Origin of the sequence: Scytonema hofmannii PCC 7110 (assembly GCF_000346485.2) — a bacterium.
In the GTDB taxonomy this organism is placed as follows: Bacteria; Cyanobacteriota; Cyanobacteriia; order Cyanobacteriales; family Nostocaceae; genus Scytonema; species Scytonema hofmannii.
This window is the reverse complement of record NZ_KQ976356.1, coordinates 156,003-173,927: the sequence shown is the minus strand read 5'-3', so window position 1 is coordinate 173,927 and position 17,925 is coordinate 156,003. Positions and strand designations below refer to the sequence as shown.

Here is a 17,925-nt window from a genome sequence, read left to right as displayed (position 1 = left end):
ATTAACTTGGCTTGGGCTGCTTAACGAATCATTTATTATAGCAGTGCCGAAATTATAGGGATTAGATTGACGGAAATTTATTAATGCTTTGTTTTGTTATTGAGTTGATTTTTTCATCATCCATTACCTATTAGAACAAATGGTGCCCAGTAAAATGGCTCTTTGAAGAATTCACTTTTTAGTAATATTAATTGTGCATTGCGGAGGGCTTCAGCTTTAGTAACACTAGGTTTAATTAGTTGCTTGTAAAACTCACCCATAAATTCAGCGGTTGATTTGTCATTTACTTCCCATAGGGTAGCGACAGTACTACGTACTCCAGAACGCAGGGCTACTCCACCCAATCCAAAGAGAACCCGATCGCTACCTTCAGCACTTTGACAAGAACTGAGAACCAGTAATTCAATGGGGTTGAATTTGTCTTTTTCTCTTGATAAAAGTAACTGTTCAAAATCCCTTTCCTTAATTCTTTTATCCCAAACTAGAATAAATGTCTCTTCTGGATTAGAGCTATATTGACCATTAACTGCAAGGTGTATTATTGAGGCGGAAGAATTAATAGCTTTTTTCAAGGCTGTACTAGTGACAGCACTATTGAGCAGCACATGACTATCTACTATTATTTGTCGTATTGTTGCTACTTCCTCTTTAACAGCAGGCATTGCAGCGAAGTTGTTTTGACTTTCAGAAATTCCGGCGATTAAACCTATCAAAGGCTTTTTTCTAGAGGGTTGGGGATCTAGTATCTGTAAAGCGGGAGTGAGAGTGATTGCATATTTTTCTACTAAATATTGCTTTCCGTCATCGTTGTAAAGAGCAGCTATGGGAATATCTTGCAGAGAACCATCTAGTATAAATACCAAATTAGTGGAGCGGCTTCTAATTAAATCAGCTTCAATAGGTTTAATTAACAAGCTATAAAGTTTTTTAGAATAGAGCATCATCTCTACATTGTCTTTGGTTTCAACACGAAATTTTTGCACATATTTTTGCATATTGCTAATTAAGGTTTTCATCTCTTTTTGAGAGATATTGGTTGAGTGATAACGTAGAGGTTGCTGGGGTGAGTGAATAATAATATCTAAGCGGTCATCAAGAAGAATTGGATAGATTGCTGTAGCTTGTGGATTAATCTCGTCAATTTCTTTTAGATGAGCATTTAAAGGAGCTAATTTGCGAAAGTTATTTAGTTCAGTCAAAAAGAGAGATTCTATAAGTTGACGAGTTTTTTTAAGATTTTGTTGATTAAATCCAGTTTCTTTAGAAGTTTGCAAAAGTGCTCCAATTAGACTCCGATATACGTGTTCTACAGTATCCTCAAAAGAAACCTGTATAGCTGGATTGATACTAGTTAAATCGCTGCCTAAAGACTGGAGGCTATTAAATGCTTCAGTATAAGCAGACAAAGCTGCTTTAATATTCTTTTGAGATTCGAGCAGACGACCTTTGGCATTTAAAGCTTGGGCAAGAATTACTAATCTGTCAGTAGAGTTTTTTTGATCTACATCTGTCTGTAATAGCTTCAAACTGTCTGAAACTGCTTTATTTGCCTCAGTTAACTTACCAAGTTGCTGATATGCTATTGAAATATTATTTAGCAACATAGCTTGCTTTAATCTTAGGTCTCGGATCTCAAAGGACAGAGATGCCTGTTTCCATGCTTGTTCTGCCTCGGATTGCTTCTGTGCTTTATAAAGTTCTCCACCTAGTGCAGATAGCTGTGAGACATTTTGAATTTCTTGCTTTGTTTGTTTAATCCATATTTTGGTAGACGCAACTTCTTGCTGAGCCTGTTGAACTCGCTGCTTAGCAACTTTTTCGTTCTGATTGGCAGCTTGAGCGTCTTGCTGTGCCTTTTTCAGTTTTGCTGTAGCTAAAGCAACTTCCTGCTGAGCCTGTTGAACTCGCTGCTTGGCAACTTTTTCGTTCTGATTAGCGATTTGAGCGTCTTGTTGTGCCTTTTTCAGTTTTGCTGTAGCCAAAGCAACTTCCTGCTGAATCTGTTGAACCGTCTGCGTTGCCTTTGTTGCTCTGTCTTCCGCTACTGTTGCCTTTGCTTGAGCCTGTTGAACCTTCTTTGCCGCTGCTATTGCTCTTTTTTCTGCTTCTCTCTGCGCTTGTTGAGCCTGCTTGGCTTCTTCTGCTGCACTCCTCGCTTTTACAACTTCCCTCCCTGCCAGAATTCCTAAGATAGCTGTAATTACTAAAGTCAAAATTAAAACAATAGTTCCAATACTAATCCGTCTTTGAGCTTTCTTATTAGCCTCAGTCAAAACCTGATTTCTTTTTTCTACTGCTTCTCTATCTTTTCTTTCACGTTCTAACTCAGCTTCTTTTTCCAATGCAGCTATTTCCTCTTCTGTTTCTTTCGCTTGGCTAGCTGCCAAAAACTCCTTATCTTGATAATTTAGATTTTTATCTCTTGCCCACTCCAAAGCATCCTGTAAGGCTTTTCCTCTCAACAATCTAGAGCGATCGACACCACCAGAAGCTATCCAAAACTTAAAATTTTCAGAGTAGGGACGCAAATTTTTTAATTGAGTTTCAATCCAATTCTGGTCAAAAACTTCTTGATAAACGCAATTATAAACTCTTAACTTGCCTTGTTGTTTAACAACTAACCCCGATAACTGTAACTCACTAATTTCAACATTGTTATTAGTAGCTATTTCTCCATATTGTTGAATCTGCTGATACAACTCCAGCAAATAAGGTGCGCGTTGCTCATTTCTGAGAATTCTATCTCGTATAGTCCTCAAATGCTCTGGCTCATCTTGAGATTCCCAATTCTCAATGATACGCGATCGCACTACCTCCTCAACTGTACGCGGATTTTCTTTCTCGGACTCCTCTACCATAAACTGACACAGCTTTTGTGTCAGAAAGGGTTGTCCTCCCGTCCAGTCCAAAATTTCCTTCATCACTGCTTGGGGATCTCTAAATCTTAAGCGCAATCCCTTGATGAGCGGCTCGACTTCATCAATCTGAAAACCATGCAGTTCAATTGCTTCACCAATGTTAAAGGGGGTTTGGGTTTTATCAGTAATCAAATCGCTTGGAGTCGCTACTCCCAACAAAGCAAATGTGAGCCGCTCAAAAGCTGGATTATCAACACGTTGATTCTGAAAAAACCTAATGAGCGCAAAAAAATCATCCAAAGAAAAATCTTGGCTCAGTACTCTGTCAATTTCATCAACGAAGATGACTATCTGTTGCTCGATCTTTACTAGTAATACTTTTTCAATAAACAATCTTAAACACATCACTGGATCGAAGACTTCCTGGTGCTTTTGCCACCATGTCTGCCAATCGAAATCAAATTTGTCTTCTAACTGGCAGCTTTCTACCAGTGCGTAAACAATCCCTCCATACCATTGGGCTAGTGTGACCTTATGTTTGCCAATACCCGTTAGGTCGATTGCAGCACAAACTGTCCCAGAAGCTTGCAACCTCTGCATTGTCTGCACTCGCAAGCTGGACTTACCCATCTGCCGAGAGTTGAGCACATAACAAAACTTACCCGCCTTCAATTTTTGGTAAAACTCTTCGTCTGCAAGTCGCTTGACATAGCTGGGAGCATCAACTGGGAGACTTGCTCCAACCTGATAGAAGTTGGAAATACGTGCTGCCATATTGTTACTCCTTACAAGACACGGCGGAAATACTCACGGTACAGTTGGCATCGGGGCATAACATAATTGCTCTGCTGATGCACCAGTCCAAGACTGTGCAACTTGTAAATCTGGATTGAATCTAATTCTACCGGAACAGTCGAATTCACAACTTTTTTCATTGCTTGGGCTAGTTCTGGTATTGGTTGCAAGATGTCCAGTAGCGATCGCAAGTGATTAGCGTAAATTCCTGCTTCTGTTGTCGCCGATTGTAACAAATGTTCTAAGGTAACTTTCCCAGCAGCAATATGATACAACGCTAACCGCACTAGATATGGGTGCCCTCCTACCATTGACCTGAGTTCTTCTATTAGAGCATTGTTTCCCTTCATGCCATGCAAATACGCCAAATCTTGTACTTGCTGCTGATTAAACTCTTCTAGCTCAACAGGTACTCCAGCATTAAAGGGAGATTGATGGATATCCAAGGGAATGTAGGCTTCCGTGGAATGCGCTAACACTAACCGCAGTTGTTTCCAAGCATCAGAAATCTTCCCCTTTTCATGCCAAGAGCGTAGCATCCCGAAAAAATCTTCAACCACTTCGCTATAAGGAAATAACCGATCTACTTCATCCAAACCTAAAACCAAAGGAGAATCGATTTGAGCTAAGATATGCTTTTTGAAGTAAGCTGTACAGTTGTCATTGCTACCTAGAATTTTGATATTCCAAGCATCGTCCACTCGATTGTTAAGGTTAAGTTCATCACCAACCCTTCCACAAAGCCAACGTAGAAATCTGTCGAGATTGATGAGTACGGATTTATCTATACCACCAAAATCCAAGTAAACTGCTTGATAATTCTGAAGAGATCCATGAGCGAGAATCCTGGTTAGCAAAGAAGTTTTACCCATCAGTTTTGGTGCTTTAATCCGAATTAGGGAACCAGGCTTAACCAGTGTTTCATAACAAACAGACTCGATCCCATCATGCTCTATATAAAAGGGCGAAGAAAGCGGCACATGACCATTTGGATACTCTAACTCCAACGCGGAAGAAGTGTTTATTGGATAACCAGAGCGTGGCGGTTCTTCTGGTGGGGAATGTTTCCTCTGTAAAAGTTGAGGTGTTAAATGTTCTGGTATCCCTGCCATACGAATAAGTTGACACCCTAGTTTATAAGCAAACTCGTAATCTTTATCTGCTCCAAGTGCATCATAAAAACCAACAGCAAATTCAATGGCTGCTTTATCTCCTATGTCCTGACTCATGCCAACCACATAATTAATATGTTGGGCTATCTCAGTAGCTTGGTACTTGGAGTAGCAAGCATTGAGGACAACACAGTCCACTTGGTCAGCAAACAGTTGAAACAATCCCGCCAATGCCTCTGCATCAACTAACTTCTGTTGACCTGCCTCCGATTCAAATAATAAGCCGTCTTCTGGCGATCCGTGTCCTGAAAAATGAATGATGTGCGGTTCGTATTCCAAAATAGCTCTGTGTATATCCCTGTAGCGTACTGCTTCTGCCCTATCTATTGAAAAGCGATCGCGCATATGTGCCCGTCTCAACCCCTCCTGAATTTCGCGCATCTCCTCATCCAGACGCAACTGGCTGATGCCAGAGGGATTTGCTGACAGAAGCAAGATTTTTCGGGTTGGACTGGGATGACCACTCATGAGAAATCCAAATTTCTATAGATTAACACCATACTAGGCAGAGTTTAAAACAAGCAAAATTTATATATTGACAAAATTCAGTTTTTTTGATATACAAGCTTTGAAGCAACGCGGGTAACATCCAAACTTAACTTTTAATTTGAAAGCCAAACATACAAAGCAAATTAGGAGCTTCGGTAGTTTGGCATATTACCCAGTTCGGGCTAAGTAAGTCGGCACAATAAAACCCATGTATGTTGAGTTTTGTAAAAACTGTACAATGACCTATTTCTAGGCTAGTTACTAATTTTACATTTTGTTACATAGATTGATTTTTTAATGCCGAGTTACTTATCTCAATAGACTTGTGTGAGTCAATTCTGTAATTTTATCTAAGAGGGTATCTATAAAAACAATATTAAGAAATCAAGAAAAGTGTTATCCATGTGAGAAGTATGACATAGAGGTGTATAAATAACAAGAGCAATTGATGGCTTGAAAGGGTTATTCATAGACCTCAGCGACGAACAGTGGCAAATCATTAAACCGATGCTGCCGAAGGCAAAGTCCGAAACCTCTAAGGATCGTAAATGCACGGTCAGCTTGCGTTCATAATTTCACGTAATTTGTATTGATACTGAAGGTAAAAAAACTTACGAAAAAGTCTTAAAGGAGTACGAAACCTTTCTATGGAACCTATAGTAACAGTAGCTAGCGCGATCGCAACTCTGATCCTCAGTGAGGCTTTTAAGGAGGGAGGAAAGTCTCTTGGAAAAGGTGTCTCCGAGAAAATCACTCAACTCCTCACAGTGATTCGTGAGAAATTTAAAGCATCGGGCACAGAAGGTCTACTTACACGGGTAGAAAAGCAGCCAACAGAACCCACTGTAGCCATATTAGAAGCCGAACTCGTAACACAGATGAGTGAGGATGAAATTTTTGCACAGAGATTGGCAGAGTTGGTAAAACAGCTTGAAGAAGCAAAAGTATTACCTCCTTCTGGCGGAAATATTCAAACAGGTGCTTCTTTCAAAGATGTTCAATTTACTAGTGGTGACTCTAGCACTTTTAACGTTGGGAATACTACTCAGAACAACTAGGAAGTCACTTAAGTAGGTGGGCATAAATATTTATCGTTGAGTCAAGGCAGAAGGCAGAAGGGAAGAGGGTTTTAACTAAATTTACTTTTTGTTACATAGTTCTGTTTTTTGTGCCTTCCTACTTACATCCAATATTAATAGTTGTTAAAAAACCTTCATTACCAAGAACTAAGCATGAATAGCTCCTCTAACCCTACAAATAAACAGCAAGGGTCAATTTTCGAGAATGTTAAGTTCACTGGTGGTGACTCTAGCACTTTTAACGTTGGAAACACTACCCAAAATGTTTATCAACAGCAAAAGCTTGATTTTTTTGAACCAAATCTTGAGCAATACCAACCTCCAAAATTTATAAGTCCACAAATCACCTCTAGCCTCATAGAAATCATTAATCAGCAACGACTGTTAGTTTTAGGTGGCAGCCCTGATGTTGACAAGGCAGCATTAGCGAAGCATCTAGCATGGTGTCTTAAATCAACCACTCCTAGTCAACAATTAAAGGTCAAAGAGTGGTATCGCAGTTCCGATCCACAAAGCATTGAGGTAGAACTTAGAGAGACACAAACAACTACAGTAGTTTTTGTCCTAACTCAGCTTTCACCTCAAAATATCGTTGGTTACAACTTGTCACGAGTTCAAAGCAATGCCGCTGAAAGTCCGCACTATGTCATAGTCACGACAGATACTCCCTTTGCTGCTTGGAGGCTACCTGAAAGTGCGAGATCATTTTGGCAAGAATTAGAGGTTGAGGATGTTGCTGACTCTGAAAATTTAATAAATAAACTTCCAAAGGAGTCTATTCATAATTGGTATTATCATCAGTTAAATCCTCGTGAACAACTACTTGCAATAGGATTGAGTTTTTTTGACGGTCTTTTTGACGATCAATTTTTTGCTGCCTTAGAAGAAGTAGTTGAGAGCGTTTGGCAACGACGGGATACTTCTTTGCGTGCTCTTGACTACTGTGATTTAGACAATCTTCGGAGCTTCTTCAATTTCACTGAGACAACTACTCAAAGAACTATCGTTGAGGTTCGCTTTCCCAAACAACGTCAGATATTGTTCAAGGTAGCATGGGGAAGTCATCGCAGGCAGATTCTTGCTGCATTGCCCATACTCGTAAATCTTGTAAAGAACTCAGTGAGGCATTTTGAGCGGGAGTTATATGGTTCTTCAGTACGGTGTGACCAGATACGTAGAGTTATCAGTGAGACGATTAGTGATATTGGTCTAATTGCTAGTGATGCTGTTGAAGATGCTTTGCTCAACATAGCAGCAGACGAGAACATTACAGTTCAAACTGTTGCTGCACAAGCTATGGCATCGTGGCGCGATGATGAAAAAAAAGAGTTAGTTGTTGATGAAAACAAATACTCCCAAATCGATCAACAACTTTTCGAGACGCTTCAACGCTGGCAACACGAAGCCCGAATTAACAGTTTAGTTGATGCAATTTTGAAGAAGCAAGATCAAGAAAAAAGCGAGAAACCACTGGACTACATTCGAGCCACAATTGCTCTCACAGTTAGTTACGCTGCTTTGTATGATCCACCGGATGAATTATCACCCAAACTTTGTGATTTACTAAAACAATTAGTAAGTGAACTGAATCAACTCGTCAGAAATCGTGTTTTCACCCATACTTTACCGAGAGTTGTACCACAGCATTTAGTTAAGTTACGTAGCATATTGCGAGGTATGCTGCGTGTCATTGATGATTCAGTTCTAGCAGTTGCTGACAGTTTAGCACTTGCTTATCGGTTTAGACCAAACGATGTTTTAGAAACACTCAATTTGTGGAATAGCGAGTGTAAGAGGACACGACCGGAAAGAGTCCTAGCCAAAGTGACACCTCGTGAGGCGTTGCTGGCGACTGTAGCGCTAACCTATGGCAAAATTAAATGCGATCAACGTGTTGGACCTCTTACAGTGCAGCAAGCAGTTGAACATTTGCAAAATATTCTTTCAGAAGAACTACATCCCCGTGTTCGGGAAGTTGCTCTATTTGCAATTGGTCTCCAAGCTTACCGAGCATTTGAGCAGGTTGAGCCGCAGTTACAGGATTTAATCAGTGAAATTACACAAAAAGAACGTCAGGAAGTCGCTGACATACTTACTGAAATATATTTAGATCAACGTGCCAAGCTGCGAAATGGTGATAAGTATATTGAAGTTGATAAGAAGCAGTACCCAGTTTGGCTTAACTCAACACGACCCTCTACTTCCGTCGAGAGGGCGATGTTGCGCTGGGCGAAAAACGACCAAAATGCAATGGCGCAACAAGTGGCAACCCACGCCTCAGCTAATTTTGTCAAGAAATTAGAACAAGAAGAGGAACGTCAAATCAAGCAATTGCGGGAAGGACGCGATCCTCTGGAAAGAGAACCAAAACCTGTCTATGCTGACCCTATTATAGTGGGTGGGCAACCTCCACAGGATTGGTATCTCGGTAAACTGATTCCTTGGTTAGCAACACGAAACGCAGAGAATTATCGGGCTGCTATCCGCAACCTGCTACCTGAAGGCTTAAGACAACGCCAACTAAGCCGGGAAATAATGAACTTTGTATTACGAAAGTGGAATGATGCCCCAGACAATGATGTGAAAACTATCTCTGGGCGGTTAAAGCCTGGTCTTTGGTTAGCAGAGAATTTAGGTTGGTTAGCAGCGCTTGGTGTTGGTGGAGTGCTTACGTTAGTTGGAGTAGCAGCCATTAATCTGAGCAAATCTCCAACGATAACTCCCTCTGAACCAGTAGCAATTGACCCCAGCATTACTATTAGCGATCGCGCAAGTGTGAGTGATGTTGACTCTCTTAACTTTAACACTGGTAAATTGACTGTTCGATTTTCCGCAGGTGGCACTTCTGATGACCGTCTCAGCATTCGTAACCAAGGTAAAGATGTGGGACAAATAGGTGTTAGTGGCAGCGAGGTGACTTATAGTGGAACAGTCATTGGTCTATTTCAAGGTAGCAAAGAAACAGAGCCAATGGTTATTAACCTCAACTCCAATGCTACTCTTGAGGCAGTTCAGGCTCTGCTGCGAAATATTACTTATCAAAACGTTGCAAACAGTGTTAAATTAGGTTTACGTATAGTAGAGTTTCAAATTACTGATGATGGTGGTATCCCTAGTCGCAAACCCTTAACTAGAAGTATTTTTGTGACTAATGAAAACACTGCACCAACCCTCATAGCTCCTAATCGTCAAGCGGTTAAAGAAAATACTTCTCTAAGCATTAGTGGTATTAGCATCAATGACCCTGACAGCACTAGAAATTTTATAATTACTCTCAGTGTTAACAACGGCACGATCGCTGTTAAAGACTCTATATTAAAAGGATTGACAGCCAGTGATATCAGCAACAATAACACGAAAACTGTTAAGATCGCTGGCAGTTCAGAAAAAATCAAAGCTACCCTAGCTGATTCTGCTGCCATTCTTTACAAGGGTACAAATGATGATAACTTGAAAATTGAGATTAATGATGGTGGTAAAGACATTCCAGCAAATGCAAAAAACACTCTAGTTTGGCCACCCAAAGCTCAAGAAGCTAAGACAAACAGTAAAGATATCCAAATTGCTGTTAATCCAGCTAATAAGACTCCAGTTATTAGTATTTCTGAACCAAGTAAGACTGTCAACGAAGATGAGAACTTAACGATTACAGGCATCAGTATTGATGACCCAGATAGTCCCAATCTCACTGTCACACTTGGCGTAGAACACGGAACCCTCACGATTAAAACGAATGTTAATAATGGTTTAGTATTCAGTGACATTAGTGGCAACAAGACAGGAACCGTTACGCTCACAGGCAGTATTGCCAAAATTAAAACAACTCTAGCTGATTCTCAAGCTATTACTTACCGGGGTATACAAGACTTTAACGGCAATGACTCCCTAATTATCGCCGTCGATGACAAAGGTAGAGGAAAGACTAATAAGCTAAACATTGTTGTAAATTCTGTTAATGATCCGCCTGTTCTCAGTATTTCTGCAAGTATTAATACTCCTAAACAAAAACCTGAGCAACTACCTGAAGCTAGCCCAAGCAGAAAGCCTGTACCCAATCCATTCCCATCTTCAAACCAAAATAACAACAGTACAAACGCAACTATTGCAGGAGAACCAGGGTCGAAAAACATTCGCTCTGGTCCCGGAACAGATTATGAGAAACGCCACACTGCCTATCCTGGCGATCGTATTCAAATTATAGGTAGGGGCTATGATAAAGAGGGATACCTTTGGTATAAAGTCTACTTCCCATTGTCTGGAGCAGAGGGTTGGATTGCAGGCCAATTAGTTAAAGTTGATGCTAATGCTCAACCCGCTCCTTGAGTAAATTACGTTGTAGACCTACGAGTATTTCCTATCTGATGGAGTAAGTGGGATAAGCAGTTATCTGTAAATGAAAATGAGATTTATTAGTGATTTATGGACTCGATGGCGTTTTATTCTAGTAATTGCCCTAGTTGTTATAGGAGTTGTTCTCAATATTTATGCTCTAACTCAATTTCTAAAGCAAAAACCAAGTGTCTCTCAGTCTGCTTCCAATATTGAACAGAACTTAAAAGTTAATTCTTCTCCAACTACAAATATCTCTCCCAAAGTGGTAACACTTAAAAAACTTCAACCATCAGCATCAACCAAAAAAAAATTAGGACACTTTTATTATTTAGAGGGCGACCCTAATCAAATGATGATTATTGGTAGCTACGGTCCTGGTGAATATCAAAGATTTGAGAGACTAGCTCCAGAAGCGGCTTCGGCATTCATGAAGCTAATTTATGCAGCAAGAGATCAAGGTGTTTGGATTATCCCTGTCTCAGGTTATCGGAGTGTTGCAGCTCAAGAAAAGCTTTTTGAAGCACAAATTCAACGACTGGGTTCACCGGAAGCGGCTGCAAAATTAAGTGCTCCACCTGGTTATAGTGAACACCACACGGGTTATGCTATCGATCTAGCGGACGGTCATTTTCCAAAGCAAGATATTACACATAATTTTGCTTCAACAGATGCATTTAAATGGCTAAACTTTCATGCTAAAGAATTCGGATTTGAATTGTCATTTCAAGAGAACAATTCTCAAGGAGTGAGTTACGAGCCTTGGCACTGGCGTTTTATTGGTTCTCCCAAAGCACTTTTAATTTTTAAGAATCGAAATTAGTGAAAAGCAGGGAAATTTAAAACTCTGACGATATCGTTCTTATCGTTGGTTATTGGCTTATGAAGAGTATCGTGTCTTTTTTGAACATTGGATGAAAGGCAAAAGCTCAAACTCTTGACGAATCTCCAGTAATGAACGGTCAAGTAGAGGTTCAAAATCAAGAAATGGAACAAAACACTGACGCTGACGACTTTTTAGCCAGATTGAAATCAATTCTGGCAATAGCTGTGGCAATACAAAAAAGATTGAAGCATATAGCCATATCACCCCATGCTCTTTCACCAAGTCATCGTACATGACTTTGATTGCGGGACTAATGGTTGGATCTCTTAGGGTGCGTAAGTGATCCCGCAACTTATAATTGCTTGTCCACCACGTCAATGGCAGAATTTTCAGTTCGTCATACATACTCGTGTCACAGCCATAGATAATATGCGAAACATCATGTGCTAGTAAAATCTTTGCAAAATCGGGAGGTAGCTCTTTAGGATCGGTGATGTTCGGATTCAAAGCATAGTATTCCTCTAATCCTTGTCGGAGTGTCTGAGTACTATTGCTGTCTGTATAAAGAGGGCGAGAATGCTGGCTCATAACTCGTCGTATTTAAATACGATACTGTTTCGTAACTATAATAGCACCTATGACTGATGACACTAAAAAATCGCCCGGAAGACCCCGTAGTACCCAATCTCATCAAGCTATGTTACAAGCGACTCTGGAGTTGCTTGCAGAAGTTGGTTTTGATGCTATGAGTATCGATGCGATCGCAAACCGTGCTGGAGTAGGCAAAACAAGCATCTACCGACGCTATAGTGGCAAAGAGGAGCTTGTTGCTGATGCAATTGAAAGTATTAGGCAAGATGTTGTTATCCCTGACACAGGTAATCTTTGGAGTGATATTGAGGCGTTAATTGAAAGTGCTGCACAAATAACTCTCAGCCCATTGGGACGAAAAACTGTTGCTATGATTATCAGCAGTGCAACAACTAACTCTAGGTTTGCTCAGATTTACTGGACAAAATACCTGCAACCTCGAAGGCAAGCCTTTACTGTCGTGCTGGAACGAGCAAAAGCAAGAAACGAAATTCACTCTGACTTAGATTCTGGGTTAGTATTTGACATGATGAGTGGGATTATGCTCTATGCATTAATCTTTCCACCTACGCCCGAATCGTGGGAAACATACGTTAGCCGTGCTCTACGTCTTTTCTTAAGAGAGGCTTCATAGTAGATTGACGCGATCGTTCTACAATAAAAATCAAACTATGGGGATGCGGGGAGTGGGTATTGGGTTCTCAAACGAAAAATTATGGTGGCAATTGAGATAAGTCAGAGATGTGAGCGATCGCCCTTGGCGCAAGCCGAAAGAGCGCTTATCGCGAAGCGCAAGCTGAAAGAGCGCTTATCGCATCCAGCCCACCTTCTTCAAAAGCTGACTACAAAACTATTTGCTTTTGAGCGATTTTATCCAAAATGCGTTTTTCTGCTGCTTCTAGGTGAGCCAATGATAATAACGTTTTTTGTTTCTCTTGCCGAATTCTTTCTAAATTCTTGATAAGATAATCGCCACTTAAATAATAATTACCAATACGTAGTGTTTCCTCGTCTGTAACTTCTCTTCCAGCAAAAGCATTATCTTCAAGTTCTTCTACTTTTTCAATCCAAGCGATCACTTGTTCGGGTGTCATACCTTAACTCCAACGCAACCTATATGCTTCTAAAAATTGTAGCGCTTTTTCCCTTGTTAGTATCATCTCTCTAGAACCGTCTGGATTCTCTTCAAACCCAATGCTTCTGTAAAACTCAATGGCTGCGGGTATGGCTGCTACTTTGAGGATTCCGCTCATTCTATTTGGAGGAGAAGTCATTTCATCAATGATTTCTGCTATCAACCAGGTTGCTGCGCCTTTCCTTGTTTCAGATACACTTTGGGGTAAGCAGTTCCAAGGTGCAGAGCAAAGTATATCTAACAGTAGATGCTGTTGCTCGCCTTCATATAAATAAATTTCTCCAACTCTAGATTCAATAATTGAACCAGCTTGAAGCATATTACTGCTCTTTACTCCTCGAAACATACTGGGACTATCAGTAGCAGCCTCTAATAAAGCTAGAGATTTATTCACACAATATCCAAATTTAGTTCTCAACGTATTCTCAGGATTGCCTCCATAAAATTCTCTAATATATTCATCTATTTTTTCTTGCCAGAATATGAGATATGAAATTGCTGTGCTGTCAGCGTAATTAATGTATTCAAATGTATTTCCGTTCATAAGGATTTTGTCAAAAAAGTATTGATCGTAATCATTTTACTAGATTTTATTAATACTTTTTATAGAAAAGTGTTTGATTTTTTATAGGTAGAAATTTGTGGTGCGATCATCTTGCGATCGCTTTGGAACGCAAATCCTGTCTATTTAGAGGTATTTTTTTATTTATAGATATTTGACTACACGAGTATGTCTTCAAGAAAAGCAGGTCACTCTATCTACCAACTCGGTCATAAGCGATTGGGGAATGCTATTGCGTATTATTTTGGTGCTGGCACAGCAGTTGTAGTGTTGGTAATATTGCTACCATTACTGCAATTTTCTCACTTGGGTTTATTTCTATATCTGGGATTAGGAGTTGGGGGGTATTTACTTTATCACCAAGGAGAACAGTTGAGGAAGAAAGCAGCGCGTGCTTATCAAGGCGCAGCAGCTGAGGCAGAAGTTGGAAAGCTTCTAAAAGTACTTCAAGCAAAAGGTTGGCAAGTTGAAGCAAATGTCCCAGTTAAGGGACTTGGGGATTTAGACTTTGCTATCAAAAGCCCTTCAGGTCACTATTTTGTTGTGGATACAAAGTCGCATAAGGGTACAAAAATTTATCTAAATGGGCAACTTACTCGTCGTTACGGGAGAAATATTTATCCTTTTCACGAAGGAAATCTTTTAGAAAAGGTGAAGCGACAGGCGCGTTCTTTGTCTGTTCGGGTGTCTAAGCCAGTTGTCGCGGTTCTTTGCTTTACCCAAGGTGAAGTAGATATCCCAAATGGTGTAGCTGATGATGTGCTTGTCGTTTTTAAAGATGACCTATTAGTCACTCTTGTTGATTGGGATAGAAAGCTGAACATTTTAAGGTAAGGTTGTTTTTGTCAACTTTTCCTGTTTTAGACGGTTCTTTTTTCAAGAATTATCATCCAGAAATACTGGTGATATTTATTGATTCATATTGCAACTCAAATTTTGAGTTTGTAATATGTTTGATAGTTACCAAACTCAATTGACACAGTTTGGGTATTCATTGGATGGTTAAAAAGAACTTTACTTTAACTTGTGACTTGGTTAAAATTGACCCAACTAAGGATTTGTTAGAGTTGTGTTTAAAGTTCTATTAAATTATCCATTTTCTTTAACTTAGACGGGTAAGTTTGATGGAAAACGTCAGGTATCTCCACAGGCTCTATACAAAAACTGAATTAGCGCGGCGATATGGCATTACAACGACTGCGCTAAAAAAGTGGTATCGATTTGCTGGAATTATTCCACCTAAAAAGAAGGGAGGTTATTTTACTAATGATAGTGTGGAAGCAGCCGACTATTTTTATATAGCAACTAGGTATAGGAGGTTAACCCATAGCGAATATTTAACAGATGTTCTTCCTGCTGGTGGGTTAAATGATTATCTGCTCAAAGCTAATTTGATGTCGCTTGAGGAATTTATTTTTAGATACATTCCAGAAGAGACAAGAAAGAATGATGTTGTAGTACGAGACGTTTTGGAGAGGATAAGAGGTCATGAAGCACATCAATCAAATGGTTTCTCAGTTGCAAGTGTCGCTTGAAGAAGTGCGAGAAATTTGCAGCTTACTAGGTCTTCCAGTCGAAGGAGATAAAATATCTGAGTCTACCGAACAACAATTGCTTCAGTTAAAGGCTGCTGCCACTTCTGAAGGGATGTCCCTTGAAGAGGCTGCTCGTCATTTACTGGAGATGCGCGATCGCAAAAATTCTGAAGGTGGAGAACATCGTTTCGATAAGCGCGAGTATATCAAACAGCGGTTTGGTGTAGACCCCGAACAAGCTACTCCTGATAGCTTTGTTGGGATGCTTTACCGAGATGTTGATAAAGGTATTCAACTTGGAAACTTACGTCATAAAGTCGTGCTAGAATCTTCCACTCTCGCTCTAGAAGAACTCATTTTCCACGGCGGTAGTGATGTAGAAAGTGGTTCAAACAAGGAGATTGCTGGTTACGACCAAGCACAGGAGCGAATTCAGACTCGGATAGATAACGATTTTTTCGGCAAAATCAACTGGGGAGAACAGACTCATCCCCTACTAGTCGGTACATCGATACAACAGCCGAAACGCTTGAAGTCCTCGCTGCCGAAAACCGAGCCATCTCCGAAGAAATAGTTTCTCAAATGCTTCCGCTTTATTACCGACTGCGTGACGAGAGCTTGCTCAATGCTCGTAAGACATCGACTTTAGCAGTTGGTATAAATTGTTTGAGTTTAGTAACTGGTACGGTGGTGGGGACATGGATAGCAGTTCCACCAACTCAAGAAAAACAACAAGTTTTGAGTATTCACCCCATTTTAATTGGTGTAGGTTTGGGCGAGTTTGTTGGTTTAATTTTGGCACTAGTCATCATTTGGTTTACCAGGGAGCAATTATGAGTGCAGCATTCGATTTTTTGATAAATACAGCAGGTGGGTTGTTGATGAACCTGGGCGTGTCGGGGATGGTGGGACAGTTAATGGGAGTAGGAGCGAGTCTTGCTTTACACCCTTTGCTGTTACTAACCGGAATAGTTGTGGGTGGCGCAGGAATTGCAATGGCACGGCAAATTAACAAACGTTCTCGGTTGTATTTAATTGTGGATAATACATAGGGGTGGGTTATGTTTACTCCTACTCCCGTGGGCCATAAAAAGCCGAGTCGAAAGAAAAAGTTAAATGCCACTTTGTGGACGGTTTGTTCGACTGTTGGAGCGCTCTCTGTCATTGCTTCGGTTGCTCTGATGGTAGGGTGGAGGCAGCAGATTCCCGGTAATTCTGTATCTGAGGTACAACAGGCAAAGGCGCAAGTCAGGCAAATTCGAGAAGCGTATTTGGAAAAGCTGTCTCGGACTGACTACAACATGGACTATCTTTCAAGTTATTCCTCAGTGGAGGGTATGCTCACACTCACGGGATGGCGACAGCTGGCGGCGGCGTTGTGGGGACAGCAGCTGCGAAGTGAGGTATCCGGGATGCAGGCAAATGAACGTTCGGGATTTTACCGCTTGCACTATATGCCAGCGTTGGAGATAGTGAAGTTTAATTCGCTAGATGTCTTACTAGAAGCTGCTTCTGGGAATAATACTTTCTACTGGGGTTATCGCAGAACTGACGGGACAAAAGTTGAGGAAAAGATACCTTCTGGTGCGGCAGCTGTGTTGATTTTGGGCAAGCTTGAAGCTATTGACTATGCCCAGAACTTAGAATCCCAGCCCTCAGTGGATTTGAATCAAATGCTCGTTCAGATTAGAAATGCTCAAGAGCCTTATTCTTTAGCACAGGCACAGTTATTGCGGGCGCGGGGATATCTAGATCCAGTCCAGCAGATGGCGCAAGTCGCAGAGATTCGCGAAAGGATAAAGCAACGGGAGGAGGAAAGGCGGATATACCTCCAGCAAATGAAGAAAAACCAGAGTAAACCAGTTCCCAATCAACAATCTGGTGACAAATCAAGGGGGTGATGTTATGTACGTTAAGTTTGCTGCTGCAATAGTTTGTATAGCCTTGTGTTCGCTCAATGTTGTAGCGGCAGTCAAACGTACCCCTATTCGTACTACCCTTGAGGGTTCATCTCGCACCACTGTTGAGATGATGCCATCTCCCAATTCTGGCGTGCATTGGTCAAGTGCGGTTGTTTTTTTGGTCGGTTTTGCTTGTTTTTTAAGTTGGGGTATTAATGAGTATAATCAGCTCCTGGATGAGGAGAATTTACCTGTCAATCCCCCTGTTGCACCGACTCAAGATAGTGTTTCTCAGCGATCGCCTACAGATGATGTCCTTGTCCCTCCGAGGGTTCCCCCATCTACGAACAATGCTTCTAATGTTGTGAAATTCCGTTCTCCCTCTGGAGCGCCGCTTTCTATAAGTTCTAGCTCAATTCCAGTTTGTGACACCACGTCTTCTGAAAAACCAGAATTATCTCCCGAAGAATTCTATTCTTACCTTCAAGGAGAAGATGTGTGGTCGGATGATACCAACCAATCCATGAGTTAATTCAAATTAAAACTATGAGCAATAACAAGCGCAGAGAGTCACCGTTCCGACTGCAACTCCAACTGCTTGTCCGGAAGCGGGTAATGATTTTGAGGCAGTTCTCAGTGCAAAGAATGTTGGC

Annotated in this window: 16 protein-coding genes; 11 read left to right on the top strand and 5 right to left on the bottom strand. The window is 40.8% G+C overall.

What is annotated here, in order from left to right; all coding sequences use genetic code 11:
- Nucleotides 1–116 precede the first annotated feature (116 nt).
- On the bottom strand, nucleotides 117–3,632 hold the full coding sequence (locus WA1_RS54395) for a CHAT domain-containing protein (protein ID WP_017740824.1): 3,516 nt from the start codon (nucleotides 3,630–3,632) through the stop codon (nucleotides 117–119).
- An 11-nt stretch (nucleotides 3,633–3,643) separates the two neighbouring features.
- Nucleotides 3,644–5,293 (bottom strand): AAA-like domain-containing protein, encoded by a 1,650-nt coding sequence (locus WA1_RS51115; RefSeq protein WP_017740823.1) that lies wholly within the window; start codon nucleotides 5,291–5,293, stop codon nucleotides 3,644–3,646.
- Between the two features lie 668 nt (nucleotides 5,294–5,961).
- On the opposite strand from WA1_RS51115, the gene WA1_RS51110 reads away from it, so the two are divergent.
- The 3 genes from WA1_RS51110 (at nucleotide 5,962) to WA1_RS56435 (ending at nucleotide 11,545) form a co-directional block, all read left to right on the top strand.
- Nucleotides 5,962–6,372 carry a hypothetical protein gene (locus WA1_RS51110; RefSeq protein WP_017740822.1) on the top strand — a complete coding sequence of 137 codons (411 nt, stop codon included), beginning with the start codon at nucleotides 5,962–5,964 and terminating at the stop codon, nucleotides 6,370–6,372.
- A gap of 174 nt (nucleotides 6,373–6,546) precedes the next feature.
- Nucleotides 6,547–10,716, top strand: a complete 4,170-nt coding sequence (locus tag WA1_RS59160) for an SH3 domain-containing protein (RefSeq protein WP_017740821.1) — start codon at nucleotides 6,547–6,549, stop codon at nucleotides 10,714–10,716.
- Nucleotides 10,717–10,786: 70 nt separating this feature from the next.
- A complete protein-coding gene (locus tag WA1_RS56435; RefSeq protein WP_201789263.1) occupies nucleotides 10,787–11,545 on the top strand; it encodes a M15 family metallopeptidase in 759 nt (252 codons plus the stop codon).
- A gap of 57 nt (nucleotides 11,546–11,602) precedes the next feature.
- Here the strand turns inward: WA1_RS56435 and WA1_RS51095 are convergent, their stop codons facing one another.
- On the bottom strand, nucleotides 11,603–12,136 hold the full coding sequence (locus WA1_RS51095; protein ID WP_017740818.1) for a hypothetical protein: 534 nt from the start codon (nucleotides 12,134–12,136) through the stop codon (nucleotides 11,603–11,605).
- Nucleotides 12,137–12,185: 49 nt separating this feature from the next.
- On the opposite strand from WA1_RS51095, the gene WA1_RS51090 reads away from it, so the two are divergent.
- Nucleotides 12,186–12,773, top strand: a complete 588-nt coding sequence (locus WA1_RS51090; protein WP_017740817.1) for a TetR/AcrR family transcriptional regulator — start codon at nucleotides 12,186–12,188, stop codon at nucleotides 12,771–12,773.
- A gap of 208 nt (nucleotides 12,774–12,981) precedes the next feature.
- Here WA1_RS51090 and WA1_RS51085 read toward each other — a convergent pair whose 3' ends face one another.
- On the bottom strand, nucleotides 12,982–13,233 hold the full coding sequence (locus tag WA1_RS51085) for a hypothetical protein (protein ID WP_017740816.1): 252 nt from the start codon (nucleotides 13,231–13,233) through the stop codon (nucleotides 12,982–12,984).
- A 3-nt stretch (nucleotides 13,234–13,236) separates the two neighbouring features.
- The gene (locus WA1_RS51080) at nucleotides 13,237–13,818 is read right to left on the bottom strand and encodes a GNAT family N-acetyltransferase (RefSeq protein WP_017740815.1); all 582 of its coding nucleotides are present in this window, start codon (nucleotides 13,816–13,818) and stop codon (nucleotides 13,237–13,239) included.
- A gap of 186 nt (nucleotides 13,819–14,004) precedes the next feature.
- On the opposite strand from WA1_RS51080, the gene WA1_RS51075 reads away from it, so the two are divergent.
- From WA1_RS51075 to WA1_RS51045, 7 genes are all read left to right on the top strand, one after another.
- The gene (locus tag WA1_RS51075) at nucleotides 14,005–14,670 is read left to right on the top strand and encodes a nuclease-related domain-containing protein (RefSeq protein ID WP_017740814.1); all 666 of its coding nucleotides are present in this window, start codon (nucleotides 14,005–14,007) and stop codon (nucleotides 14,668–14,670) included.
- 290 nt (nucleotides 14,671–14,960) lie between these two features.
- Nucleotides 14,961–15,371 (top strand): hypothetical protein, encoded by a 411-nt coding sequence (locus WA1_RS51070; RefSeq protein WP_017740813.1) that lies wholly within the window; start codon nucleotides 14,961–14,963, stop codon nucleotides 15,369–15,371.
- The gene (locus WA1_RS51065; RefSeq protein WP_026134396.1) at nucleotides 15,325–15,945 is read left to right on the top strand and encodes a hypothetical protein; all 621 of its coding nucleotides are present in this window, start codon (nucleotides 15,325–15,327) and stop codon (nucleotides 15,943–15,945) included. Before WA1_RS51070 ends, WA1_RS51065 begins: the two co-directional genes overlap by 47 nt.
- An 8-nt stretch (nucleotides 15,946–15,953) precedes the next feature.
- A complete protein-coding gene (locus WA1_RS51060) occupies nucleotides 15,954–16,208 on the top strand; it encodes a hypothetical protein (RefSeq protein WP_017740811.1) in 255 nt (84 codons plus the stop codon).
- Nucleotides 16,205–16,423 carry a hypothetical protein gene (locus WA1_RS51055; RefSeq protein WP_017740810.1) on the top strand — a complete coding sequence of 73 codons (219 nt, stop codon included), beginning with the start codon at nucleotides 16,205–16,207 and terminating at the stop codon, nucleotides 16,421–16,423. The genes WA1_RS51060 and WA1_RS51055 overlap by 4 nt, the downstream gene beginning before the upstream one ends.
- 9 nt (nucleotides 16,424–16,432) lie before the next feature.
- The gene (locus WA1_RS51050; RefSeq protein ID WP_017740809.1) at nucleotides 16,433–17,272 is read left to right on the top strand and encodes a phage terminase large subunit family protein; all 840 of its coding nucleotides are present in this window, start codon (nucleotides 16,433–16,435) and stop codon (nucleotides 17,270–17,272) included.
- A gap of 4 nt (nucleotides 17,273–17,276) precedes the next feature.
- The gene (locus WA1_RS51045) at nucleotides 17,277–17,804 is read left to right on the top strand and encodes a hypothetical protein (RefSeq protein WP_017740808.1); all 528 of its coding nucleotides are present in this window, start codon (nucleotides 17,277–17,279) and stop codon (nucleotides 17,802–17,804) included.
- Nucleotides 17,805–17,925: the final 121 nt, after the last annotated feature.